This is a genomic window from Glaciecola sp. XM2 (genome assembly GCF_018595715.1).
Taxonomy (GTDB): Bacteria; Pseudomonadota; Gammaproteobacteria; order Enterobacterales; family Alteromonadaceae; genus Glaciecola.
The window spans coordinates 400,595-426,418 of the sequence record NZ_JAHEOJ010000024.1; the positions used below are offsets into that span (position 1 = coordinate 400,595).

The 25,824-nt window shown below is 44.0% G+C and carries 23 protein-coding genes; 9 read left to right on the forward strand and 14 right to left on the reverse strand.

Features of this window, described 5'->3' with window-relative positions; all coding sequences use genetic code 11:
* Window positions 1-16: 16 nt before the first annotated feature.
* Genes yidD through rpmH form a run of 3 tightly spaced genes read right to left on the reverse strand, consistent with a single transcriptional unit; the run spans window position 17 to window position 796 of the window.
* Complete coding sequence (gene yidD, locus KJ365_RS11910) at window positions 17-295, reverse strand: membrane protein insertion efficiency factor YidD (RefSeq protein ID WP_214451857.1); 279 nt, start codon at window positions 293-295, stop codon at window positions 17-19.
* Window positions 286-636, reverse strand: a complete 351-nt coding sequence (rnpA, locus tag KJ365_RS11915) for a ribonuclease P protein component (RefSeq protein ID WP_214451922.1) — start codon at window positions 634-636, stop codon at window positions 286-288. The genes yidD and rnpA overlap by 10 nt, the downstream gene beginning before the upstream one ends.
* 25 nt (window positions 637-661) lie before the next feature.
* Window positions 662-796, reverse strand: coding sequence for a 50S ribosomal protein L34 (rpmH, locus tag KJ365_RS11920; RefSeq protein ID WP_136250695.1), 135 nt, complete (start codon window positions 794-796; stop codon window positions 662-664).
* Window positions 797-1,249: 453 nt separating this feature from the next.
* Between rpmH and dnaA the strand changes: the two genes are divergently transcribed.
* From dnaA to gyrB, 4 genes are read left to right on the forward strand one after another with little or no spacing between them, the layout of a single operon-like run.
* A complete protein-coding gene (gene dnaA / locus KJ365_RS11925) occupies window positions 1,250-2,665 on the forward strand; it encodes a chromosomal replication initiator protein DnaA (protein WP_214451858.1) in 1,416 nt (471 codons plus the stop codon).
* Between the two features lie 22 nt (window positions 2,666-2,687).
* Entirely contained in the window at window positions 2,688-3,815 is a 1,128-nt protein-coding gene (gene dnaN, locus KJ365_RS11930) for a DNA polymerase III subunit beta (protein WP_214451859.1), read from the forward strand.
* A gap of 18 nt (window positions 3,816-3,833) precedes the next feature.
* Window positions 3,834-4,928 carry a DNA replication/repair protein RecF gene (gene recF / locus KJ365_RS11935; RefSeq protein ID WP_214451860.1) on the forward strand — a complete coding sequence of 365 codons (1,095 nt, stop codon included), beginning with the start codon at window positions 3,834-3,836 and terminating at the stop codon, window positions 4,926-4,928.
* Between the two features lie 2 nt (window positions 4,929-4,930).
* The gene (gene gyrB / locus KJ365_RS11940; protein WP_214451861.1) at window positions 4,931-7,345 is read left to right on the forward strand and encodes a DNA topoisomerase (ATP-hydrolyzing) subunit B; all 2,415 of its coding nucleotides are present in this window, start codon (window positions 4,931-4,933) and stop codon (window positions 7,343-7,345) included.
* A 66-nt stretch (window positions 7,346-7,411) separates the two neighbouring features.
* Here the strand turns inward: gyrB and KJ365_RS11945 are convergent, their stop codons facing one another.
* The 6 genes from KJ365_RS11945 to KJ365_RS11970 all read right to left on the reverse strand — a co-directional run bounded on the left by KJ365_RS11945 (window position 7,412) and on the right by KJ365_RS11970 (window position 13,008).
* Window positions 7,412-7,864: an early set domain-containing protein gene (locus tag KJ365_RS11945; protein WP_214451862.1), complete on the reverse strand. Its 453-nt coding sequence runs from the start codon at window positions 7,862-7,864 to the stop codon at window positions 7,412-7,414.
* A 17-nt stretch (window positions 7,865-7,881) separates the two neighbouring features.
* Complete coding sequence (gene glyS / locus KJ365_RS11950; RefSeq protein ID WP_214451863.1) at window positions 7,882-9,978, reverse strand: glycine--tRNA ligase subunit beta; 2,097 nt, start codon at window positions 9,976-9,978, stop codon at window positions 7,882-7,884.
* 4 nt (window positions 9,979-9,982) lie between these two features.
* The gene (gene glyQ / locus KJ365_RS11955; protein ID WP_214451864.1) at window positions 9,983-10,921 is read right to left on the reverse strand and encodes a glycine--tRNA ligase subunit alpha; all 939 of its coding nucleotides are present in this window, start codon (window positions 10,919-10,921) and stop codon (window positions 9,983-9,985) included.
* Between the two features lie 118 nt (window positions 10,922-11,039).
* Window positions 11,040-11,486 carry a DUF2489 domain-containing protein gene (locus KJ365_RS11960; protein WP_214451865.1) on the reverse strand — a complete coding sequence of 149 codons (447 nt, stop codon included), beginning with the start codon at window positions 11,484-11,486 and terminating at the stop codon, window positions 11,040-11,042.
* Between the two features lie 6 nt (window positions 11,487-11,492).
* Window positions 11,493-11,996, reverse strand: a complete 504-nt coding sequence (gene yihI / locus KJ365_RS11965) for a Der GTPase-activating protein YihI (RefSeq protein ID WP_214451866.1) — start codon at window positions 11,994-11,996, stop codon at window positions 11,493-11,495.
* Between the two features lie 388 nt (window positions 11,997-12,384).
* Window positions 12,385-13,008 carry a c-type cytochrome gene (locus KJ365_RS11970; RefSeq protein WP_214451867.1) on the reverse strand — a complete coding sequence of 208 codons (624 nt, stop codon included), beginning with the start codon at window positions 13,006-13,008 and terminating at the stop codon, window positions 12,385-12,387.
* A gap of 173 nt (window positions 13,009-13,181) precedes the next feature.
* Between KJ365_RS11970 and yihA the strand changes: the two genes are divergently transcribed.
* Window positions 13,182-13,790 (forward strand): ribosome biogenesis GTP-binding protein YihA/YsxC, encoded by a 609-nt coding sequence (gene yihA, locus KJ365_RS11975; protein WP_214451868.1) that lies wholly within the window; start codon window positions 13,182-13,184, stop codon window positions 13,788-13,790.
* A 131-nt stretch (window positions 13,791-13,921) separates the two neighbouring features.
* Here yihA and polA read toward each other — a convergent pair whose 3' ends face one another.
* Window positions 13,922-16,708, reverse strand: coding sequence for a DNA polymerase I (gene polA / locus KJ365_RS11980; RefSeq protein WP_214451869.1), 2,787 nt, complete (start codon window positions 16,706-16,708; stop codon window positions 13,922-13,924).
* 467 nt (window positions 16,709-17,175) lie between these two features.
* Between polA and KJ365_RS11985 the strand changes: the two genes are divergently transcribed.
* Window positions 17,176-18,627 (forward strand): TrkH family potassium uptake protein, encoded by a 1,452-nt coding sequence (locus KJ365_RS11985; protein WP_214451870.1) that lies wholly within the window; start codon window positions 17,176-17,178, stop codon window positions 18,625-18,627.
* Between the two features lie 21 nt (window positions 18,628-18,648).
* Here the strand turns inward: KJ365_RS11985 and trkA are convergent, their stop codons facing one another.
* From trkA to def, 4 genes are read right to left on the reverse strand one after another with little or no spacing between them, the layout of a single operon-like run.
* Window positions 18,649-20,028, reverse strand: a complete 1,380-nt coding sequence (gene trkA, locus KJ365_RS11990) for a Trk system potassium transporter TrkA (protein ID WP_214451871.1) — start codon at window positions 20,026-20,028, stop codon at window positions 18,649-18,651.
* 18 nt (window positions 20,029-20,046) lie between these two features.
* The gene (rsmB, locus tag KJ365_RS11995; RefSeq protein ID WP_214451872.1) at window positions 20,047-21,399 is read right to left on the reverse strand and encodes a 16S rRNA (cytosine(967)-C(5))-methyltransferase RsmB; all 1,353 of its coding nucleotides are present in this window, start codon (window positions 21,397-21,399) and stop codon (window positions 20,047-20,049) included.
* On the reverse strand, window positions 21,399-22,334 hold the full coding sequence (fmt, locus tag KJ365_RS12000; protein WP_214451873.1) for a methionyl-tRNA formyltransferase: 936 nt from the start codon (window positions 22,332-22,334) through the stop codon (window positions 21,399-21,401). Before fmt ends, rsmB begins: the two co-directional genes overlap by 1 nt.
* Window positions 22,335-22,354: 20 nt before the next feature.
* Window positions 22,355-22,867, reverse strand: coding sequence for a peptide deformylase (gene def, locus KJ365_RS12005; RefSeq protein ID WP_214451874.1), 513 nt, complete (start codon window positions 22,865-22,867; stop codon window positions 22,355-22,357).
* A gap of 212 nt (window positions 22,868-23,079) precedes the next feature.
* Here def and KJ365_RS12010 point away from each other — a divergent pair, with 212 nt between their 5' ends.
* Genes KJ365_RS12010 through KJ365_RS12020 form a run of 3 tightly spaced genes read left to right on the forward strand, consistent with a single transcriptional unit; the run spans window position 23,080 to window position 25,824 of the window.
* On the forward strand, window positions 23,080-24,183 hold the full coding sequence (locus KJ365_RS12010) for a LysM peptidoglycan-binding domain-containing protein (RefSeq protein WP_214451875.1): 1,104 nt from the start codon (window positions 23,080-23,082) through the stop codon (window positions 24,181-24,183).
* 23 nt (window positions 24,184-24,206) lie between these two features.
* Complete coding sequence (dprA, locus tag KJ365_RS12015) at window positions 24,207-25,343, forward strand: DNA-processing protein DprA (RefSeq protein ID WP_214451876.1); 1,137 nt, start codon at window positions 24,207-24,209, stop codon at window positions 25,341-25,343.
* 4 nt (window positions 25,344-25,347) lie between these two features.
* The gene (locus KJ365_RS12020; protein WP_214451877.1) at window positions 25,348-25,824 is read left to right on the forward strand and encodes a DUF494 family protein; all 477 of its coding nucleotides are present in this window, start codon (window positions 25,348-25,350) and stop codon (window positions 25,822-25,824) included.

Below are 25,824 nucleotides of genomic sequence, written 5' to 3' on the forward strand. Positions count from 1 at the left end.
TCTCATTTAAACAATGTTAATCTTTTTTTGACGGCTCAGGCACATGATCTATTCCACCTTCATTGAATGGGTGGCATTTAGAGATGCGCCTGATGGTTAACATACTTCCCTTTGCTAATCCGTGAGTCTTTAATGCTTGATGAGCATAACATGAACAACTCGGATAAAACCTGCAATTTTGCCCTAAAAACGGCGAAATACACACCTGATAAACACGAATAATACCTATCAGCGGCAATGCCAACAATGGGGTATGTGATTTCGTGGTTTTCGTCGAAGTTGTTTTCACTGACATCGTTTTGCCAAACGTTTCCAAAGTTTACGTAGTTGTTCATGCAGAGCGGCATTATCGAGCTGGTGTACCCCCTGCTTAGCGAGCACTATGATATCAACATTTGGCAAATCTTGCGCATGTAATCGAAAACTCTCTCTAACACAGCGTTTAAAACGATTGCGTTGTACTGCGAGTTTAACTTTTTTCTTGGCTACAGTAATACCTAAACGCGGGTGCGATATATTGTTGTGTCTAGCCAGAATGGTGATGTTGGAAGATACTGCAGGGATGGCTTGTGAAAAAACGAATGAAAATTGTTGAGGAGTCAAAAGTCTTGACTCCCTCACAAAGCGATTATCAATATTGCTCACTAGAGAAGTGAACGTATTATGCTGATAAACGCTTTCTGCCTTTGGCTCTGCGGTTTGCTAGTACCTTACGACCGTTTTTAGTGGCCATACGGGCACGAAAACCGTGAGAGCGCTTACGCTTGATATTACTGGGTTGAAAAGTTCTTTTCATGACCTGTACTCATTTAGATATTGGGCGGTATATCGATACGTGCATTAGCGCGTTTGACCACCGGTATTAATAGGACGCGGAATATTAGTGATCAAAGGCAGCAAAGTCAAGGGCTATACGCGAAAAAGATGCTTTTATTTGTGTTATATATCCACAGCGGTAGACAATTGGTAGTGAGTTATCCACAAAATGGCCATGGAATTCTCAAAAAAAGCGACATGTTTGATGTGGATCGTATAAAAATGGTTGACTTTTTAGCCGTTAAGTTCTTTGGTTATGGTTATCAAAACCGATATAAATATAATAAATAGCGTTTAAAAACAAACAGATATCGTGAGTATTGGTGATGCTCGATGGATAGTTCTTGTTGATATGAAATTGCCTGTGGATAAATATACAGATTTGGCTTATATTTGGCGGCTGACCTAAAAACAATAAAACAGGGAGTAGGCTTTGGCGATAAGCTGGGATCAGTGCTTAGATGCGCTCAAACATGAGTTGTCAAATGAACAGTTCAATATGTGGCTTAAACCACTTAAAGCTGATTTTGATGGTGACGTGTTACATTTGTTTGCAGCCAATCGCTTTGTGTTGTCATGGGTGCAAGACGAATATTATGGTCTTATAACCTCTACGTTATCCCAGTTGTACGGAGCCGACGCCCCTACATTGATCCTTACCGAAGCGACCGCTGCGCCTAAACCTAAAGCCAAAAGTAGCGCTTCAGAAAGTGTCCAGGCAAACGCTAGTCATGGTTCGCGCGCGCTAAGTATGCATAAGGCGCTGTCTGATTTTAAAGCTTCGGTGGTCGACGAAAAGCCAAACGCTGAGGTTCGAGAGGATACGCACAAAAGCAATATTAAAACGGAGTACACGTTTGATAATTTTGTAGAGGGTAAGTCTAACCAACTAGCGCGAGCAGCAGCTGTTCAGGTAGCAGAGAACCCTGGTCATTCCTATAATCCTCTTTTCTTGTACGGTGGCACAGGGCTTGGTAAAACCCATCTTATACATGCCGTTGGAAATGGCATTATGGCTAACAAACCTAATGCTAAAATTGTCTATATGCATTCGGAAAGATTTGTGCAAGATATGGTTAAGGCGCTTCAGAATAATGCCATTGAAGAGTTCAAACGATTTTATCGTTCTGTTGATGCGTTGTTGATTGACGATATTCAATTCTTTGCAAATAAAGAACGCTCACAAGAAGAGTTTTTTCACACCTTTAATGCCTTGTTAGAAGGCAATCAACAAATCATTTTGACGTCCGACCGTTATCCTAAAGAAATTGATGGCGTTGAAGACAGATTAAAATCGCGTTTTGGATGGGGGCTGACTGTGGTTATTGAGCCGCCAGAGCTCGAAACCCGAGTCGCAATTTTGATGCGTAAAGCCCATGAGAACAAAATTGATTTGCCAAATGAGGTGGCATTTTTCATTGCAAAACGCCTTCGCTCCAACGTGAGGGAGTTAGAAGGTGCGCTTAATCGCGTGATTGCAAACGCGAATTTCACCGGCCGAGCAATTACAATTGATTTTGTTAGGGATGCATTACGAGATTTACTTGCCTTGCAAGATAAGTTAGTTACTATTGATAATATAATAAAAACAGTTGCTGATTATTATAAAATTAAAGTTTCAGATATACTGTCAAAAAAGAGAACAAGAAGCGTGGCTCGACCAAGACAAATCGCAATGTCTTTGTCAAAAGAGTTAACCAACCATAGTCTGCCAGAAATAGGAAATGCGTTTGGCGGCAAAGATCACACAACCGTGTTGCATGCAGTGAGAAAAGTGGTTGAGTTAAGAAAAGAAAGTCATGATGTCATGGAAGATTATAAGAACTTGATTCGTACATTATCGTCATAAAGCATCTAACAGAGAATAAGAAATGAATTTTACGATCAGCCGAGAAAGCTTTTTACAACCTCTACAACTTGTGTCGGGTGCGGTCGAACGGCGTCATACATTACCAATACTTGCTAACGTTTTACTTAAGGTAAATGACGGGTCGTTGTGGATGACGGGTACTGACCTTGAGGTAGAATTGATTGCGAACATCCAGCTCTCAGGTAGTCATACCGACGGGCAAATTACAGTGCCGGCAAAAAAGCTGTTGGATATTGTTCGTGGTTTACCTGACGATGTCACTATTATTTTTGAAGTCACAGAAAATAAAGCAGTTATTAAATCTGGTCGTGCACGCTATTCGTTATCTACCTTGTCCGCTGATGATTACCCGAACCTTGAAGATTGGGAAGGGGAGAGCGAGTTCGAGATGAGTCAAGATACGCTCAAACATCTCATTGAGGCGGTCCAATTTTCGATGGCTCAGCAAGATGTGCGTTATTATCTAAACGGCATGAGTTTAGAGACGAGCGAGAATCAGGTGCGAACGGTTGCTACTGACGGTCACCGATTAGCAATGGCAGTTCATGAGTTTGAAGGTGGTCAACTACCAGTAAAACAAGTGATTATCCCTCGTAAAGGTGTAATGGAAATTGCGCGTCTTATCGACGAAACTGACGCGAACATAAAGGTGCAGTTGGGCGCTAATCACATTCGTATATTCAGTACTTCGTTTATTTTCACTAGTAAGTTAGTTGATGGTCGGTTTCCTGATTATAATCGAGTGGTCCCTAGTAATACCGACAAAGGCTTAGTTGTTAATCGAGAGAATATTAAAAGTGCATTTTCTCGTGCGATGATCCTAACCAACGAAAAGTACAAAGGTGTTCGGTTAAATCTAGATCCCGGCGAACTTAAAATTACGGCGACAAATCCAGAGCAAGAGCAAGCTGAAGAGATCATTGATGTTGATTATGATGGTGAGTCTTTAGAAATTGGTTTTAACGTTGCTTATTTAATTGACGCATTAAACGCAATTCACACCCACTCGGTGATCTTTAAATTATCTGATTCGAATGCAAGCGCGTTAGTGCATGGCATGAAGAAAGTCGATGGCGTGCTCGTTGACGACGATGCGGCGCAGTATGTTATTATGCCTATGAGACTGTAGATCACCGGCACTCAATTTATGCACATCACTCAATTGCGATTAGACCATTTTCGCAATTTATCGGAGGCGATGATCTCGCCTTCCGATTCTGTAAATCTTATCTATGGTAATAATGGGGCAGGTAAGTCTAGCTTGTTGGAAGCAATCCATGTGCTTGCATTTGGTCGCTCCTTTCGCACCTCAAGGCCAAATTCAATTATACAAACAGACTTCGATGCGGCGACGACGTTTTGTCGGTTTAAGTTAGACGACACAACAAGTGTATTAGGGGCAAACCGTTCTAAGGAGAATGGGTTTGTATTTAATATTGACGGCAAGCGAACGCGTCGAATTTCAGATATCGCTAGAATCTTACCGGTGCAAATATTCACGCCACAAAGCAGCGACCTGGTTATTGGTGCCCCTATGCTACGTCGGCGCTTTATTGATTGGTTGGTGTTCCACGTGGAACATGATTTTTATCGGGACAGTAATAGTTACGCAAACGCGCTAGTTCAAAGAAATGCACTATTAAAGCTGTGTACGGTAAAAGGAAAAGTGGCGTTTCAGGAGCAGGATATGTGGAGCCCTATAATGGCTTCACATGGTGAAATCGTTACACGGCTACGTAAGAAGTATTTAAATGCCTTAGAGGGCGAATTAAAGGACCTATATCGTGAATTTAGACCTGATGTTAAGGTAGAATTAAGGTACAATCAGGGTTGGGATTCAAGTGTTGGGTTATCAGATGCACTAGCTGACAAACGAGATAGAGACCTATTTCGTGGGGCGACGTCGGTTGGTCCGCACAAGGCAGATATCCATTTTATGATTAATGGACAACCTGCAGCAGAGTTTTTATCAAGAGGTCAACTTCGTGTACTTGTTTCACTCTTGCTGATAGCGGAAGTTAGGGTACTGCGCACCCAATCGAATAAAAGCTGTATTTTTTTGGTTGACGATATCGCCGCCGAATTGGATACCGCCACAAGGGAATATTTTTTAGATACTATTGTTGCCGAAGGTACGCAGGTATTTGTTACTGCGATTGAAAAGCATCAATTGGCTTTTGTAGAAAAATATAAAAATAAGAAAGTGTTCCACGTGAAACATAATCACGTGCATGAGGAGTAAAAATGTCTGAAAATAGCTATGACTCGTCTAGTATCAAGGTACTAAAAGGATTAGATGCGGTGCGTAAGCGCCCAGGAATGTATATCGGCGACACCGATGATGGCACTGGTCTTCATCACATGGTCTTTGAGGTTCTTGATAATTCAATAGATGAGGCGCTAGCGGGCCACTGTAATGATATCGTAATTAAGATACATTCAGATAACTCAGTCTCCGTAAGTGACGACGGGCGCGGAATACCAACAGAAATACACGAGGAAGAAGGGGTTTCTGCAGCAGAAGTTATTATGACCGTCTTACACGCTGGTGGTAAATTCGATGATAATTCGTATAAAGTTTCCGGTGGTCTTCACGGAGTAGGTGTCTCGGTTGTAAATGCCCTTTCGAAAAAACTCACCATGTCTATTAAACGCCGTGGCCAAGTATTCGAACAAGAATACAGCATGGGCGTACCTGTGGCACCGCTTGCCCCGGTTGGCGAAACCACATCTAGCGGAACCAAAATTCGTTTTTGGCCAAGCGAAGAAACATTTACCAATATTGAGTTCCACTATGATCAATTAGCCAAACGTATTCGTGAACTCTCGTTCCTGAATTCTGGCGTCTCGATTCGCCTAGAAGATGAACGTGATGGACGCAAAGACCACTTTCATTATGAAGGTGGTATTCAAGCTTTCGTTGAGTATCTAAATAAGAACAAAAACAGCATGCATCCAACGCCCTTCTACTTTTCGCTTGAAAGAGATGACGGCATTTCAGTAGAAGTCGCGATGCAGTGGAACGATGGCTTTCAAGAAAACATTTTCTGTTTTACCAATAATATTCCACAGCGTGACGGCGGAACTCACCTCGCTGGATTCAGAGGTGCACTTACTCGTACGCTAAATAACTATATGGAAAAAGAAGGATACAACAAGAAAAACAAAACCAATGCGAGTGGGGATGACGCCCGAGAAGGTTTGACGGCAATCATTTCAGTTAAAGTACCTGATCCTAAGTTCTCATCACAAACAAAAGACAAACTTGTTTCCTCTGAAGTAAAAACTGCGGTTGAAACTGCTATGGGCGAAAAGCTAGCTGATTTTCTCATAGAAAACCCAGGTGACAGTAAGATCATCGTTAATAAGATCATTGACGCAGCCCGCGCACGTGAAGCGGCTAGAAAAGCACGCGATATGACTCGCCGTAAAGGCGCTTTAGACTTAGCGGGTTTGCCTGGTAAGTTAGCTGATTGCCAAGAAAAAGACCCTGCTTTATCTGAACTATATATAGTAGAGGGTGACTCTGCCGGTGGTTCTGCCAAACAAGGTCGTAACCGAAAGAACCAAGCCATTTTGCCTTTGAAGGGTAAAATCCTCAACGTTGAAAAAGCACGATTTGATAAAATGCTTTCTTCCCAAGAGGTTGCCACCCTGATTACGGCATTAGGCTGCGGGATTGGTCGCGACGAATATAACCCAGACAAATTACGTTACCACAGCATTATCATCATGACAGACGCTGACGTTGACGGGTCTCATATCCGCACATTATTGTTAACCTTTTTCTATCGTCAAATGCCAGAGATGATTGAGCGTGGGCATATTTTTATCGCCCAACCACCGCTTTATAAAATTAAGAAGGGTAAACAAGAACAGTATCTAAAAGATGAGGCTAGTCTCACTGACCATTTAACGAATATTGCTGTTGATGGTGCGAGCCTTTTTGTGAGTGCCTCGGCTCCTGCAATCTCTGGCATTGCATTGGAAAATATGGTTCGTTTATATCAAACCACGTTTACAATGATATCTCGAATGAACAGAAGAATGCCAAGCTCAATCTTAAAGCAGCTTATATATTCAACGGTTATCACTCAAGACTCACTAAACGATAAAGCTCAGCTTGATAGCATTGGAGCACAACTTGCCAAGCAACTTGGAACCGCTGAAGATGATGGGCAGAGCTTCTTGTATGAAGTGCGTCTTGATGACGAGAATAGAAATGAGCTTGTCATTATCATGAAGCAACACGGTATTGACTATGAGTATTTACTCAATCAAGAGTTTATCAACTCGCCTGAATATCAAAAGATTGTGTCGTTAAACCAAACTATTAATGGACTGATGGAAGAGGGTGCCCACGTAAAAAGAGGCGAGAAAACATTACCTCTCACGACGTTTGAAGAAGCGCTTACGTGGTTAATGGCCGAAGCGAAGCGTGGTCAATATATCCAGCGTTACAAAGGTCTTGGCGAAATGAACCCAGAGCAGTTATGGGAGACGACGATGGATCCTAACTCTAGACGTATGCTGCAGGTTACTATCGACGATGCTATTGGTGCAGACCAATTGTTTACCACTTTGATGGGCGACCAAGTAGAACCAAGAAGAGAGTTTATAGAAACCAACGCCCTTAACGTCGAAAATTTAGACGTATAGATTAAAAGGAAATAGTTACAAAAAAGCGCTCATAGTGAGCGCTTTTTTTATAAGCCTTTGATTATCCTAGCTAACTTTAAAAACCAACAGCGATGGATATTGAGGGTTGCGGGTATCTAACTCAAAACGGTAAGTAGCCGTTTCGCTTGGTACAAATTGAAGATTTAAAGAGTCTGAGTAACAATAAAGCTCAACTTCGTCATTCTCTTCGATAGATGACGAGGCATCGGGTAGTCCACAATTATATTCGGGCAACCAGTTTTCATCTGCTACTTTAAAATCGTAAGGCTGACCGTCTGCAATCAGCTCGATCTCGACGGCAAACGTGTGTTGATCTACTGGGGTAAACTTAAATGGCTCCGTCGCTTCCCACCAGTTAAAGACTCCACGCAAGTACACGTTGGAATAGTCTTTATTGCTTTGTGGCGAGAATATGTCACTAGCACTAGGCACAGCGCACCCGCTTAGCACGAGCACAGCTGCTATGACACTAGACTTTGATAAAATACGACGAAACATAATACCGTGCTAACTCTTTAATGTTGTATATTTAACACGGATATATCCGCAACAGACATAAATAAAGCGCGAACATTTGCAAGTAAGCCAATGCGATTTTGCTTTAAGGCGTTATCTTCTGCCATGATCATAACATTGTCAAAATATGTAGTAAGTGGCTCTCTCAGTGTACTTAGCGCCGTTAGCAACTGATCGTAATCGGTAATACCGTTTTGTTTGGCGGATAAAGCCAAATACTCATGATAAAGCGCGCTTTCTTCATCTGATGCAAGTAAGTTAGCATCAATTTCCCGCACGTTTTCAAGTTCGATTTCGTTTTTAGCAAGGATGTTAGCTACCCGCTTATTTGCTTCAACTAAGCTTGAAGCAGCACTTGTTTTTGCAAACTTTGCGACCGCTTTGACTCTGCTGTCTATATCGCTAAGTGACTTCGTTCCTTTGACCGACATGACCGCGCTTACAACATCAGCAGATATATCCTGATCCGCATAAAAAGCTTTACATCGGTCTAGCAAAAACGATGTGACTTGCACAGTAGCCTCTTTATTCTTAATAAGTGAGCCATACTGTGCGGCTACAGCCTCTATTAACGTCTCTACTGAAACATCAACGTCAAAGGCTACCAACATACGCAATATACCAATAGCGCTCCTTCTAAGCGCAAATGGGTCCTTGTCACCCTTAGGAATGAAGTTGACGCCGAAGATACCCACCAATGTGTCTAGCTTCTCAGATAATGAAAGCAACATGCCGACGGGCGTTTGTGGTAACACATCATTTGCAAAACGGGGAAGATACTGCTCTTCAATAGCAACGGCGACCTCACTTGCTTCTCCATCATGAAGCGCATAATGTTTGCCCATTACCCCTTGTACGGAAGGAAATTCCATCACCATGTTCGATACTAAGTCTGCTTTAGCGAGCTCAGCTGCACGCTGAGCAAGCGCGATGTTATCTTCGCTAACCGAAATTATTTCACCGATAGATTTAACAATGCTGGCGACGCGGCGTGATTTATCTCCTACCGTACCAAGGTCCTTTTGAAATACTATGTTGTCCAGTGCTTTGCATTTATCTGCAAGGCTGGTCTTTTTATCCGTTTCAAAAAAGAATTCTGCATCGGACAAGCGCGGGCGAATGACTTTTTCATTTCCTGATATCACTTGCGAAGGGTCACGACTCTCAATGTTTGACACAAATAAGAACCTTTCACATAGCTCACCATTTGTATCCAATAGTGGAACGTATTTCTGATCATCTTTCATGGTATATATTAGCGCTTCTTTGGGAACCGCTAAAAACCTTTGTTCGAAGGTCGCCTGCAGTACCACCGGCCACTCTACGAGTGAAGAGATCTCTTCCAGAAGACTTTGGTCATAATCTGCAACTAAGCCAAGCGCTGACGCTTGCTGTTGAAGCTGAGTCTCAATTTCGGCCATTCTGCGCGCATAATCTGGGATGACATACTGCGTTTGCATTTGCGCTTCATAGGTATCCGCCGACCTTACATCGAAACGATGATCGCCATGAAAACGATGACCAGAGCATTGATTACTTGATGTGATTCCAAGAACAGTTGCAGGTAACACCTCACTACCGTACATAACACATAGTATGTGAGCAGGTCTTATAAACTCAACGCTGCTGCTGCCCCAACGCATTGCTTTACCAACAGGCAAGCGCTTTAGCGCCGCGTTGATAACGTCTTCAATAAGCTCATCAATCTGGCGGCCCTTTACCGTTGCACGGTGTAGCAACCACTCTCCTTTGTCGGTGGTAAGCCTCTGCGCTTGCGCAACTTCTATGCCGTTCGCACGGGCCCATCCGGATGCTGCTTTTGTTGGTTCGCCATTGGCATCAAATGCAGCTGCGACCGCCGGTCCTCGTTTGTCTATTTGCTTATCGCCTTGCTGGCGTTGGCAGTTTTCGACACGCACGGCCAATCGGCGAGGAGCGCCATATCCAATTATACGACTGTAGCTAAAGCCAAGTTGGTCTAATTGCTCCTTAATGCCTTCTTGGAAGCTCAAATCAAGTGCGCGTAACGATTTTGGTGGTAACTCTTCGGTTCCCAACTCAATTAATAAAGTCTGTAACTCATTAGATGACGTCATTTTACTACTGCGCTCCTTCAACTTCTTCCTGCACTTGCATGTTTGTGCTTTGGCAAAGCGGAAACCCAAGTGCTTCCCTTGAATCAAAATATAACTGTGCACAGGCCTTTGCTAGGGCTCTTACACGCAAAATGTACCCCTGCCGCTCTGTTACTGAAATAGCATGGCGAGCATCCAGTAGATTAAAGGCGTGAGACGCCTTCATGACCTGCTCGTATGCAGGCAATGGAAGCTGCGCTTCAATCAATGTCTGACTAGCCTTTTCACATTGCTCAAAACTTTCAAACAACACCGCAACGTCAGCATATTCAAAATTGTAGGCTGATTGCTCTTTTTCATTTTGCAAAAATACATCACCATAGGTGACCACGCCAAATGGGCCTTTGGTCCACACTAAATCATAAATGCTGTCAACGCCTTGCATATACATGGCTAAGCGCTCTAGTCCGTAAGTAATTTCGCCGGTAACTGGCTTGCATTCTAATCCGCCCACCTGTTGAAAATAGGTAAACTGCGTGACTTCCATGCCATTTAGCCAAACTTCCCAACCTAAGCCCCAAGCGCCAAGGGTAGGGGATTCCCAGTTGTCCTCAACAAACCTTACATCATGGACAAGAGGATCGAAGCCGAGGGCTTTAAGAGAGCCCAAATACAGCTCCTGAATATTATCGGGAGACGGTTTTAACATGACCTGAAACTGGTAGTAATGCTGAAGGCGATTCGGATTTTCACCATACCTGCCGTCAGTGGGGCGTCTGCAGGGCTGCACATAGGCACTGTTCATTGGCTCTGGACCAAGTGAACGCAGAAACGTCATAGGGTGAAAGGTTCCTGCTCCCACTTCCATATCGAGCGGCTGGATAATTACGCAACCTTGTTTAGCCCAGTAATCTTGAAGCGCTAGGATGAGGCCTTGGAAGGTATCGAGTTCGTAGTTTTGCATGTGAAACCAATCAATGTGTTGTAGCAATAAAAAAGAGGCGTAGTATACCTTGCTTTAGGGGGTGTTGGTAACCCCACAAAATATATGGATTGTTGGAATTATGAGATGTAGCGTGTGCTTAAGACGCGTTATAGTGCTTAAGTATCTTAACTTCTTCTAATATGGCCGATTCAAGCTCACTTTCAAACTGACCACGCTCTTTGTCTTGCTCGCGTCGCTCCTTTTTACTCAACGCTTGACGGGCATCATGCGTAGGGTAGTTTTTTACTTTGTCGAATAAGCTATGCAATGCAGGATAAACCTTTGCATGATCTGGCAATGGATCTATTGGCATCGCTTCTAACAAACGGCATATGCGAATCGCCCCCTCGGACAGATCACATTGCTGTTGTTCTACGGCAAAAGCAATAGTCTGTATACTCGTTGTCATACTTTCGATGCGCTTGCTACGCGCCGCCAGATGACGGCTGTTTTGCGCCTTCACCAAAAACACCAGGCGGCCAGCATATATACTCAATGCCACGATAATAATTGCGCCTAAAGCGACTAACATCCACTCCATCATTGCCTACTAATCTTGATAATCGTCCAGTCTAATTGCGTCTAGCGCGTCAAAAGGATCAGTCTCAGTTTGGGAATCTGACTCATCCCATTGGATCCCCAGGCTCTTACAAAGAGTTTTATGGCGACTTAGCATTTTGTCTAACTGCTGTTTTTCAGTCTTAGTAAGCGTTTTCTTCTCTTGCTTTGTCAGCAGTACATCAAGCATCGGGTCTTGCTCTAATGCATCAAGTTCTTGCTGAGGCGATAACGATTTTTGCTTTACTTGTTTGGGCTTATCGGCCTGTTGATACTTGTTTAGATCGATGGCTTTCTTGCTGCCTATTCGAGGGTCGCTCGATGGCTTATTCGTTTTGTTATGTGCACTTACCTCAGCGACTTGCTGCCGCGTTCCTGCTTTATTACCAGAGGTGACTTTCGATTTGGTGCTCGGCGCTCTTTGTGGGCGTTTGGGCGCATCTACTTTGGCAATTCCAATTTTGCCTATTTTTCTTGATTTCTTTTGGCGGGGCATAATGCTCTCTACAATTAACAATAAGGGTTTGACGAAGCGAAATTTAGTTAGCCATTCATTGACTACACTGTTGAAACGGTTTTTTTAAACAAGAAAAAAGGTGATACCCGAAGATATCACCTTAAATTTTATGAGTGTCTTGTGACACCTCTCCCGTAAAGCACGTCTTGTGCTGTCGTTATATGCCTATTTTACTTTTTATTGTTATTAACAAAATAAGCTAACTTGTTTTTGGCATTCCATTACGCTTTGTTATTGTTTAAATAGTACTCACAAAATGTTGCTTTAGCAAGTGTTGTCTGCGAGTTGGATAGATAATACCGATATATTGAAAATTTACAACTTATTTACAATAAATTTTCTATCTAATTTTTCGACCTTTTCGGGTTTAATACAAGCCTTCAAGATATGCAGACAGTACGCGAATGTCTTCATCAGTTAATTTTGCCGCTACGCCACGCATCATGCCATTGAGGTCATTGTTACGTTGTCCGGAACGGAACATCTCTAATTGTGTTTGAGTATATTGTGCGTGTTGACCTGAAATGACCGGGAAGCCAGCTAGGTTCATGCCTTTACCATCAGGTAGATGACAAGAAATACATGCTGTGATACCTCTGTCAGCATCACCACCACGGTAGAGCGCTTCGCCCGCTGCAATCACATCTTCGGGGGCGGCACCGATTTTCAGCTCTTGACTTGAGAAGTACGCGGCTAAATCTTTCATATCCTGTTCAGAGAGCACCGCAGCCATTCCGTTCATAACGGCGTTGTTGCGTCCATCGCTACCACCAGTTTGTGATGCGAGTTTAAATTCGCTTAACTGTTTGTAAAGATATCCAGCGTGTTGCCCGGCAATTTTTGGGTTAAGAGGGATAGCGCTATTACCATCAGTCCCGTGACATGCAGCACACGTAATTGATTTTGCTTTTCCTGCGTCAGGGTCGCCGTCTATTGCAACTGTTGTTGCGCTCATTAGGACCAACCCCAAAAGCAAACATAATTTTTTCATAGATAATCTCTCTAAAGATGCGGTTAAACAATTCATCGTCGCTTATTGACCGTGTATTTTACACAATTATGCTAGTAAAAAAACTCTTACCTAGTAATACTATGGATTTAAATGCATGATCGGTAAATCATTTTATACAATCACGTCAATGCAGAAACGTAAATTAGGAACTCATGTCGTATTTTACACAAGCAAAATTTTTAACAAGTGCCCCGGATATTTCGCATCTTGCCCCCTTTGACGGCATTGAAATCGCGTTCGCAGGCCGTTCAAATGCTGGAAAGTCGAGTGCGTTAAATAAAATCACGCGTCAAAATAACCTGGCTCGCACGAGTAAAACACCAGGGCGAACGCAACTCATTAATCTTTTTGAACTCGATGAGACACGACGCCTAGTCGATTTGCCTGGCTATGGTTATGCCAAAGTGCCAATAGCGATGAAGCAAAAATGGCAAAAATCATTAGGGGAATATTTACAAAAGCGCGAATGCTTAAAAGGTTTGGTGGTGCTCATGGACATACGCCACCCCTTAAAGGATTTAGATCAAGAACTTATTTACTGGGCCGTAGCGGCTAAATTACCGGTACTGCTGCTGCTTACAAAGGCCGATAAATTAAAAAGCGGTAAGCGCAAACAACAAGTACTGATGGTGCGAGAAGCTTCACTAGCATTTATGGGAGATATTACCGTGCATGCGTTTTCTTCACTGACGGGAGTTGGTTTGGGAGAGGCAGAGTCTGTCTTGCTTAATTGGCTATCGATTGAAAAGCCAACTGCCTAAGCTTGGTTGCGTATAAAAAAGAAAGCCCCGATTAACGGGGCAAAAAACACTTAGGGAAAACACACATTCAATAGATGAGGCTACCTATTTTTTAATTAGTTCAAATATATTTTAATTATTTGTATATTTTGTTAATGCGCCTCATCCCAATTGGCTCCGACGCCGGCTTCAACGACCAACGGTACATCTAATGTGACGGCTTGTTCCATGACTTCACAAATCTTTGGAATGTACGCATCTAGATTGTCTTCTCTAATCTCGAACACAAGCTCATCGTGTACCTGCATGATCATAATAATATCGTCGTTTGAGCCGAGCTCATCCATCCATTTGGCCACATCAATCATGGCTTTTTTGATAATGTCTGCGGCAGTGCCCTGCATGGGCGCATTAATAGCTGCACGCTCAGCGCCTTTGCGTCGTGCGCCATTGCTGGCGTTAATCTCTGGCAAATATAATCGTCGACCATATACCGTTGACACGTAGCCCATCTGCTTGGCGCCCTCTCTGGTCGATTCCATATATTGCAATACACCAGGATAGCGCTCGAAATATTTATCCATATACGTTTGGGCATCGATGCGAGAGATATTTAACTGTTTGGCCAGTCCGAATGCACTCATGCCGTAAATCAGCCCAAAGTTGATGGCTTTTGCGCTTCGGCGCTGCTCGGTGGTCACCTCTTCTAACGGTACAGAAAACACTTCGGCGGCAGTCGCCTTATGTATGTCTTTGCCTTGTGAAAAGGCATTGACCAAACCTTCATCTTTACTCAAGTGCGCCATGATCCGCAGCTCAATTTGTGAATAGTCGGCCGCCACCATCTTAAAGCCCTGTTGTGGCACAAAGGCTTGGCGAACCTGACGGCCCTCTTCGGTACGAATTGGGATATTCTGCAAATTTGGATCGCTTGAGCTTAATCTACCGGTAGCGGCTACCGCTTGATGATAAGAGGTATGTACGCGGTTTGTGCGATGGTTAATCATTTTAGGCAGTTTGTCGGTATAGGTATTTTTTAGTTTACTTAAACCTCGGTACTGCATGATCAGCGCAGGTAATTCGTACTCGATAGCTAAGTCTTGCAGTACCTCTTCTGAAGTAGACGGCGCGCCTTTCGGTGTTTTCTTGCGTACCGGCAGCTGCATTTTTTCAAATAGCACATGCTGTAGCTGCTTGGTCGACCCAAGATTAAATGGTTCACCTGCCAATTCATGCACCTGTCTTTCAAGCTCAACAATACGTGTCGCAAGGCTCTGGCTTTGCTGGGCAAGCATTTGCGAGTCAATGAGTACGCCGGTTTGCTCCATGTTCGCTAATATAGAAGACAGAGGGACCTCAATGTCAGTAAGCACGGCGGATAATCCCGATTGCGCCTCAATCAGTTTGTTAAGCGCAAGATGCAACCGAAGGGTAACATCGGCGTCCTCTGCTGCGTAGCGACTAGCAACGTCTAGCTCGATTTGATTAAACGTAAGTTGTTTAACCCCTTTTCCTGCTATCTCTTCAAAGCTGATACATTTGTGCCCAAGGTACTTAAGCGACAGGCTATTCATGTCGTGGCGGGTGGCTACGCTGTTAAGCACATAAGACGCAAGCATGGTGTCATTTAAAATGCCGTTTAGCTTAATATCGTAATTGGCCAAAACGTTTTTATCATATTTTATATGCTGACCAATTTTTTTGTTATCGCTGGCTTCTAACAGGGGTTTTAATTCGCTTAATATCCAATCTCTATTTAACTGCTCTGGCGCGTCAGGATAATCATGTGCAACCGGGACGTAATAGGCTTGATTAGGCTGCAGCGCAAAGCTTAAACCCACAAGCTCGGCCTCCATGTAGTTTAAACTAGTGGTTTCGGTATCAATTGCGTAATAGTCAGCCTGCTCGAGCAAGGTCTTCAGGCTCGTAAAGTCCTCCTTAGTAAGGATGGTTTTATAAGCGCTGACGTCAAATTCGCTTGGTTCGATGTCCACTGTATCTGAGTGGTTCGTTTGTTCTTGGGGCCCATTTTGCATCGCTTCGACATAACTATCTTGTTCGCCACTGACTTCTGCTAACCACTTTTTAAACTCCAGCTCTGCAAAAAGCGTTTTTAAAGTAGGCTTGTCTAATTCGGTCATTTGCAAAGTAGTTGGCGTATAGGCTAAAGAAAGGTCGCACGCTATGGTAGCCAGCTGGTAAGAGATGAGCGCCTGCTCCTTATGCTCTTCCATTTTTTTCGCCATAGTTTTTGCACCACGAAAATCCAATGTCGCAATTTTGTCTAGGTTTTCATAGATCGCGTGCACGCCACCAATGCCATTGAGCATAGCGACGGCGCTTTTGTCGCCAACACCCGGTACTCCGGGGATATTGTCTACTTTGTCTCCTTTTAACGCCAAGAAGTCGATAATGAGCTCAGCAGGCACACCGAATTTTTCTACGACGCCTTCTAGGTCCATTTTTGTGCGGGTCATGGTGTTTATTAGGGTTACATGCTCACTGACTAGTTGCGCCATGTCTTTATCGCCGGTACTAATAACACATTCTATGCCTTGCTCAGTCGCTTGTTTTGCTAATGTACCGATGACGTCATCAGCCTCAACGCCGGGTTCGACGATCATGGGAAAGCCCATTGCTTGGACAATGGTGTGCAGCGGTTCGATTTGGCTTCTTAGTTCATCGGGCATAGGTGGGCGATTTGCTTTGTACTGTGCATACATATCGTCACGAAAAGTTTTGCCTTTTGCATCAAACACCACCGCCATATGGGTTGGGCTGTAGTCCTTTACCAAACTGCGAAGCATATTCACTACCCCATAAATCGCCCCTGTGTCTTGGCCTTTACTATTAGTCAAAGGTGGCAAACCATGGAAGGCGCGAAATAGATAAGATGAGCCGTCTACCAGAACCAAGGGGGGAGTGTTGTTTTTGTGCATAATTTGCTTTCTCTTTTATAGGTCAACAGCTAAGTGTTTGATTTTAATGTGCTATCTATTATTTTGATAAATATTCACTTGTGGATAACTATGTTGATAAGAAAGTGGCAGACAGCACAAAGGTACCTTCATTACTAAAATGAAAGTATCTATTATAAGTCACAGGAAATGCAAGTTGGCAGACGCCTTTTATCCTTAACGTTATCTTTTTATTTTTCTTTTCCATTGCTCAATATAGAGGAATTGTCTGTCACATCGAGCACGGTAAAGTTAGCACAAAATACGCGGTTGCCAAGCTTTAAATTACATAAATTTTTTTATCTAAGAGCGTCAACAAGTTACAAATCAAAATAAAATTTTGGCATTGTGTTTGAGTTTTTTAAATGAAAGGCACACAATGCTAGTAGAGCATCAACGTTCAGCTAAAAATGTTGAACAACAAGGCTATTTTATAAGGCATATTAACCTTGCAATATCGCGCAATTATTAGAATTTTAGGTCTGCTAGTCGCACTGTTTAGTGTGACCATGTTGCCGCCAGCGCTCATTTCTCTTATTTATCAAGACGGGGGTGGTCTAGCCTTTGTTGTTGCATTCTTTTTCAGTGTCTTTACCGGTTTGGCCTTTTGGTATCCTAACCGCAATCACAAAGCAGATTTAAGAGCCAAAGAAGGGTTTTTAATTGTTGTTTTATTCTGGACGGTTCTGGCAACCTTTGGTGCCCTGCCATTTGCGCTTTTAGAGCAACCGCAAATGACCATAACCGACGCCATTTTTGAGTCGTTTTCTGGTTTAACAACCACTGGCGCCACCGTTATCGAAGGGATCGAGTTTTTACCTAAAGCAGTGCAGTTTTATCGTCAACAGCTACAGTGGTTAGGCGGCATGGGTATTATTGTATTGGCGGTTGCAGTGCTACCCATATTAGGGGTAGGGGGCATGCAGCTTTACCGCGCCGAAACGCCAGGCCCAGTGAAAGACTCAAAGATGACCCCAAGAATTGCCGATACGGCAAAGCACCTTTGGTACATTTATTTAAGCCTTACTATCGCATGCTCATTTGCTTACTGGATAGCGGGTATGAATATGTTCGATGCGGTGTGTCACGCATTTTCAACCATCGCCATAGGTGGGTTTTCTACCTACGACCAGAGCTTAGGCTATTTCAATAGTGTTGCCGTCAATGTCGTCTGCGTTATCTTTTTGTGGATAGCGGCACTTAATTTCTCCCTGCATTATGCGGCGGTCAGTGGCCGAAACATTCGAAATTACTTTCGAGATCCGGAGTGCAAAGCCTTTTTCACCATTCAGTTTGTGCTTATCAGCGTGTGTTTTTTGGTGCTCATTAACTATGCAGTTTATGACAGCGCTGAAGTGGCCATGGATCAAGCGCTCATTCAAGCCGTATCAATTAGTACTACCGCAGGTTTTGCAACCACCGATTTTTCCGAGTGGCCGGCATTTTTGCCCATACTACTTATATTCTCTAGTTTTATTGGTGGGTGTGCAGGCTCTACGGGTGGGGGGCTCAAAGTCATTCGTGTGCTACTGTTATTTTTGCAAGGCAAGCGCGAAGTTGACAGGTTAATCCACCCAAAGGCCGTCTACGCGGTTAAGTTAGGTGACAGAGCAATGCCCTCGCGAGTGGTTGAAGCGGTTTGGGGATTCTTTGCAGCCTACGCAATTGTATTTGTGGTGATTATGATTGGTCTGATTGCAACGGGTTTAGACAATATCACTGCGTTTTCGGCAACGGCCGCGACTTTAAACAACCTTGGGCCAGGTTTGGGCTCGGTGGCAGGGACTTATGCGGAAGTTTCTGATGGTGCAAAATGGATGTTAGTGACGGCTATGTTATTTGGGCGTTTAGAAATTTTTAGTCTGTTAGTGCTTTTCTCACCGACTTTCTGGCGCAGTTAAGCGGATCGCTACAACGCAAATTTACCCAAAAAACAGCGCACTGGGCTGAAAGAGCTTTTCCACATCCCAAATGAATTTTTTGTCTACTAAAAACAAAATCACATGATCGTTAGCTTTAATGATAGTGTCGCTGTGAGCGATAATCACTTCGTCCTTTCTAACAACGGCGCCAATCGTCGTACCTGGTGGTAACTTAATATCTTGTATCTGCTTGCCCACCACTTTTGAGGTGGATTCATCGCCATGTGCTATTGCCTCAATAGCTTCTGCCGCGCCACGTCTAAGTGAGTGTACATTGACGATGTCACCTCTACGTACGTGCGTTAGCAAGGCAGAAATAGTCGCTTGTTGAGGAGAAAACGCAATATCGATATCGCCGCCTTGCACTAAATCCACATACGCACTGCGTTGAATCAACACCATGGCTTTTTGTGCGCCCATGCGTTTAGCCAACATGGCCGACATGATATTGGCCTCATCATCGTTGGTTACCGCAATGAACGCGTCAACTTGTTCCACGTTCTCTTCTGATAAGAGCGATGCGTCTGAGGCATCCCCCTGAAACACAATGGTCTTGTCTAGCACGGTTGATAAATATTGAGCGCGCTTTGGGTCATATTCAATCAATTTGACGTTGTGTTTGCCTTCTAAACGTTTTGCCAACCCGGCGCCAATAAGACCGCCGCCGGCAATCATGATACGTTTGTAGCTTGATTCCAGCTTTTGCAGTTCGCTCATGACCGCGCGAATATGTTTGGTATCTGCAATAAAGAAAACCTCATCATCTGCTTCAATCACGGTGGAACCTAAGGGCCGAATAGGCCTACCTCGCCGGTAAACTGCGGCAACCCGCGTATCCACATTGGGCATATGCTCTTTCAGTGCTGATAAAGCGTGACCCACTAGCAATCCCCCATAATAAGCTTTTACAGCTACTAAGCTTGCTTTGCCATCGGCAAATTCCACTACCTGTAATGCGCCTGGATAGTCAATCAAGCGTTTAATTGCCGTGGTGACAAGTTGTTCTGGTGCAATGAGGTGGTCAACAGGGATATCTTGATGCTTATAGAGCTGTTCTTGATAGATAATATATTGTTCGGAGCGCACGCGAGCGATTTTGGTGGGTGTTTTAAATAAGCTGTAGGCAACTTGGCAGGCCATCATGTTGCTTTCGTCGCTATTGGTAACGGCAATAACCATGTCGGCATCTTCAGCGCCGGCTTTTTTAAGCACATCTGGATGAGAGCCAATACCGCACACCACCTGCAAATCTAAGCGATTTTGTAAGGTTTCTAAAATCCCAATATCGGAATCGATGATGGTTATTTCGTTTTTCTCACCCACTAGGTTTTCAGCCAGTGTTCCACCTACTTGCCCAGCGCCAATAATGATTATTTTCATAGTATACCGATGACCCTCTTAGTGAGACTTTAGCAGTCTAGCGTAAAAGAAACCATCCATGTTTGCCTCTGAAGGTAAAATTTGCCATCCCGGCTTATCTACCGTCTCATCATCGCGAATAGGGTGCAGGGATGCATCGTCGTGTGTTTGTAAAAACTCACGAACTTGGTCGCTGTTTTCTTGGGGAAGTATAGAGCAAGTGGCATATAGTAATATGCCGCCGGGCGCCAGAGCTTTCCATGTTTGCGCGAGTATGCGTTGTTGCGTTAAGACCAGTGCGTCAATGTCGGCCGCCTTTCTGTGCCATTTTATATCTGGGTGCCGACGAATTACGCCGGTTGCTGAACAAGGAGCATCAAGCAAGATCTTGTTAAACTTCGGCAGCTCATCATACGTTTCTTGTAAGCCAGCATCTACGTTAAGGATGTGCAGACGCTCCCCTAACCTTTGAATATGACCTAAGCGATATAAGTTTTCTTCAGTACGTGTATTGCGGCTTGGGGCGTTATCAATGGCGTACAGCGCCCCAAGTGAAGGGCACGTTTCAATGATGGCAGCGGTTTTACCTCCCGGTGCGGCGCATGCATCTAGTACGGTATCACCCGCTGACACTTGCAATAGGTTAGCTGCTTGCTGAGCTGCCATATCTTGCACAGCAAAGCCGCCCTCATCAAATAGCGGCAATAAGGTAATATCGGTATAAGTATCTAATTGTATGCTGCGTGGGGGGATCACCTGATGCCCAATGCCTTGCTCGTCGAGCATTTTACTGTAGTGCTCAAGCTCCACTTTAAGCACATTGACGCGCAACCAAAGCGGTGCTTTATCTTGCATCGCCTTGGCTATTTCATCAATGTTATCTGGATATGCATGTAGCAGTTGCTTGTATAACCACTTGGGCAGATTCACTTGTGCATGTGGCGCTTCAATGGGCTTGTCTATCAACTTTTCACGCTCAAAGTTTCGTAGAATCGCATTGACCATTCCACTTAACTGCGGTTGTTTGAGTACTTTGCTCGCCTCTACGGTTTCAGAGACTGCCGCATGTAAAGAGGTGCGCATATATGCTTGTTGAAACAGGCCCACCATGATCAGATGTTCGATAATTTTTTGTTGTTTTTTGAGAGGGGCGGACAGTAGCGCCCTCAACCATGTTTGTAACGTGGGTAACACTCTTAATACGCCAAACACCGTTTCTTGCAACCATGCTCTATCTTTTGCTAAATGATGGCGCACAAAAACCATTGGCATAATATCTCGAGTAGAGCGACCTTGTTCTAAAACTTGATACAGTGCCCATGCTGCATCGGCACGCAATTGCGGTTTATGTTTAATAAACGTTGCGTCATCGTGCAATTGTAAACGAGCCATTATAACTGTTCGCCAGGGCTAAATAGATCGGGTTTGCCGTTAATTAACTCTGTGATTGCCTGTGGCTTTTTGCCAGCCAGTTGCAGTTGCTTAAGGCGCAATATGCCATCTTTTACTGCGATATCTAAGCCTTGCTGATCGTATTTTATAACGCTGCCCAATGCACAGTCATGATTGTTTAAAATAGCTTGTGCGCGCCATATTTTTACCGGTGCGTTGTGGTGTTCAAACCAAGCGACAGGCCAAGGGTTAAAGGCGCGTACATTTCGCTCAAGCTGGGCTGCACTTAACTGCCAATCACACTTCGCTTCGGCTTTACTGAGCTTGTGCGCGTAGGTAGCGTCATCGTCCATTTGCGGTTTGGCGGTTAAATTATCAAACTGCTCAAGCGTTTCTACGAGCGCAAGTGGACCCAACTGCGCTAATTTTTGATAGACACTGGCGCTGGTATCTTCAGGTTCAATCGCCAGTGTTTTTTCCAATAAGACATCTCCGGTGTCGAGCCCTTCATCCATTTGCATAATGCTGACACCGGTATGCATATCACCGGCCCATACTGCGCGCTGTATCGGGGCTGCACCGCGCCATTTTGGCAGTAGCGAGCCATGCACATTAATGCACCCTAAACGCGGCGTATCTAATACCGCTTTGGGAAGAATAAGACCATATGCGACGACTACCATAATGTCCCCTTGGTAGGAGTCTAATACGGCTTGCGCATCTTTGGTTTTCAGGCTTTGTGGTTGTTCGACGGGTAAGTTGTGTTCAAGAGCAAGGGTTTTTACTGCGCTAGGGGTGAGTTTTTTGCCTCGACCTGCGGGACGATCCGGTTGAGTATAGACAGCGATAATCTCAAATTGTGACGGGTTGACCGACAGCAAGGCTTGTAAATGAGCGGCTGCAAAATCAGGTGTGCCAGCGAATATTATCCTCACATGCTTTCCATTACGTACATTTACAGTTCGCGCGCCGCTAGACGGGCTTCTTTTTCTAGTTTCTTTTTGATGCGTTGACGCTTTAATGGTGATAGATAATCTACAAAAAGCTTACCTTGCAGATGGTCTAATTCATGTTGAATACAAATCGCCAATAAGCCTTCAGCCTCAAGCGTAAATTCCTTTCCGTCTTTATCGAGTGCTTCTACCGTGACTTTTTCAGCACGGTCTACTTTTGCATAATTATTAGGTACCGAGAGACAACCCTCTTCGCTGACGGTAGAACCTTCTTTGTGAGTGATCACAGGATTGATAAAGACATAGGGTTGATCACTATTGTCGGAAACATCCATGACCACAACGCGCTTATGTACATCAACTTGAGTCGCTGCCAGGCCTATTCCTCGTTCGTCTCGCATTGTTTCAAACATGTTGTCTACCAGCGTACGAATTTCATCGTTTACTGATTCCACAGGGGTGGCAATTGTTCGCAAGCGTTCATCTGGGAACGTGAGCACTTCAAGTACAGCCATAGTAAAACCACTCTTTTAGTCAGTATCTAAATATATACGAATAGCGCAGAATTCGTATTTAACCGCAATCAATAAGTCGTAAGATGCGTGATTGGAGAAAACAAAACCTTATTAAATCACTATTTGGGGTTAATTTTCTTAAATTCAAACCGATAACGAATTATACAACAGTCATTTTATTAATAAACTGATATTCGTACAGGAACAGCGTCATGCATATAAAAAGTCTCATCGTGCACAGCTTTGCTTTGATTTGTTTGCTCAGCATCAGTGTCATTTCATCCGCGCACGCAGACGTGTTAAACATCAGAGATGATGCGCCAAAAAACTATGAAGTCAAAAAGGGCGATACTCTTTGGGACATTTCAAATCTCTATCTGGATAGGCCTTGGCGCTGGCCAGAGCTTTGGCGTAACAATACACAAATCGTAAACCCTCACCTTATTTACCCTGGTGATATGCTGCGTTTACGCTGGGAAAATGGTCAGCCTGTTTTAGAGATGGTTTCGAACAAGCGCTCTGTGACGCTCTCTCCCGATTCAAACCAAAGCACTAAACCGATCCCAATTAATCTGCTCCCATGGGATCAAATCGCGATGTACATCAATAACGACAGCATTATGACGGTAGAGGATTACACCATGTTGCCCGCGATTTTGACTGACCGAGAAGGCACAGCGCGCTTTGTTGATGAAGACTTCGTTTTGACCCGTGCCTTAGCAACCGCAAATGCCGCGAACATTGAAAGTTTTGAGATAGTGCGCAAAGAGCGCGAAGTCTATGACAGCGCAGGTAGGTTACTTGGCGTGCAAGTCATGCAACTAAGTGATGCTGATTTGTCGGTAGCGCTCGAGAATGGCAACAACGTTGTAAAAGTATCGCAAAGTCTGCGTGAAGTGAAATTTGGCGATAAATTACGCCCCGCTATGTCCTTCGATGAAAATGACTTAACGCTTTCGCCAGCCACGACTCAGGTAGGCGAGCTCGTATCGAACATCAATGGCCACAATATTATCTCTAAGCATGATGTAGTGATTGTTAATCTAGGCAGTGCTGAGGTATCCCCTGGGATGGTGTTTGGTATCTATAAGCAGGGTCCGGCGGCTTATCACAAAGACGAAAGAATGAAGGATGAGGATTCATCTGCGTTCATGGCGTTTTTCAGTTTACCTGAGAAAGTAGAGCAACCTGCTTATAAAGTGGGTGAACTGATCATCATCAGAGGGTTTGATAACGCTAGCTACGGCTGGGTGACTGATGCAACGACTCACCTAACCGGCGGCGAAATTGTCGCCAGCCCAAGACCACAGAACTAACACTAATGTAAAAGGACTGCCATATGACCACGGATTCGGTCAAAGAAACATCTCAAGAACAACGGTTAAATATATATCTGCGACTTGATAGCGTGCCTAACATCGGTATCAAGTCGCTTTATGATACCGCCAAGTTTCATCAGTGCACACTCACCGATATTGTTAATTTATCATCTCCACAACTGCAACAAAGCGGTTGGAAGGATCAACAGATCAGTGCGTTGAAATCCCCCTCAACACAAACGTATAAACGTATAGAAAATGCGCTGCAGTGGTTATCGCAATCTACACAGCATCATTTTGTACCACTGTGTTCGACTGCATACCCATGCCATTTAAAAGAGCTAGCTCGTCCGCCTCTATTTTTATTTGCTTATGGCAACTTAGATTTTATACATACGCCGCAACTAGCAATGGTTGGCACACGCTCGCCTAGCCAGTATGCCAAGGAAGTTGTCGATGACTTGATTGCAGACTTAACTCGTACTACACAACTGACCATCACCAGCGGCTTGGCACTTGGCATCGATGGACTTTGCCATAGAGCCAGTTTGCATCACGGTCTGCCAACTATTGCAGTGCTTGGATGTGGAATTGATGTAATTTACCCAAAGCGTCATCGTGCACTTTATCAAGACATCGCTGAAAACGGGTTAATCGTTAGCGAATTTGTGCCAGGCACAGCGCCTCATGCAAGCTTGTTTCCACGACGAAACCGCATTATCAGCGGCTTAAGTGAAGGCGTTGTTGTGGTAGAGGCAAAAATAAAAAGTGGAAGCTTAGTGACGACTAAGTATGCTTTGGAACAAAATAAAGAAGTCTTTGCTATTCCAAGTGCAATTTATAACCCTAACGCACAAGGTACACATTTTTTGATAAAAGCGGGTGCAAAGTTAACGGAAAGCGCGCAAGACATCATTGATGAACTCCCACATTTAGCAAAGTCGCTATTAAATGCCCCAGTAGAACAAAAAAGTATCAAACAAACCTTGGCAACTGAACCATTGTTAGATAGTGTTAGTTATAGCGCTACATCAGTTGATCTGATCGCTAAACGCACTGGCATGCCGATATCTGACGTGCTGACAAAATTATTACAATACGAGTTGCGTGGCATTGTAGCCTCCACACCAGAGGGCTACGTTAAATTGAGGGGCTAAATATATGTTTGATATCCTCATGTATCTATTTGAAAATTTGGTACATAACCAGTCTGAAATGATGGTAGACCAAGATGAATTAGCCGATGAGCTAGTACGAGCAGGTTTTCATCACGATGAAATTTACAAAGCATTGGCGTGGCTTGAAAAGCTCTGTGAGCTACAATCAACCGATGCAAACCCCTATCTTCAATACACCAGCGAACCTTCCTCTACAAGAATCTATACATATGAAGAGCAGCAGCGGCTCGATACTGATTCACGGGGCTTTTTATTATTTTTAGAGCATATAAATGTGCTTGACTCCTCCACCAGAGAAATGGTCATCGATCGCGTGATGGAAATAGAGACGAAAGAGTTTTTGATCATCGATTTGAAATGGGTGGTATTGATGGTGTTGTTTAACGTGCCAGGCAAAGAGCTCGCTTATGAACAAATGGAAGAGCTTTTGTTTGAAGTGCCAGAGGGCTTATTGCACTAA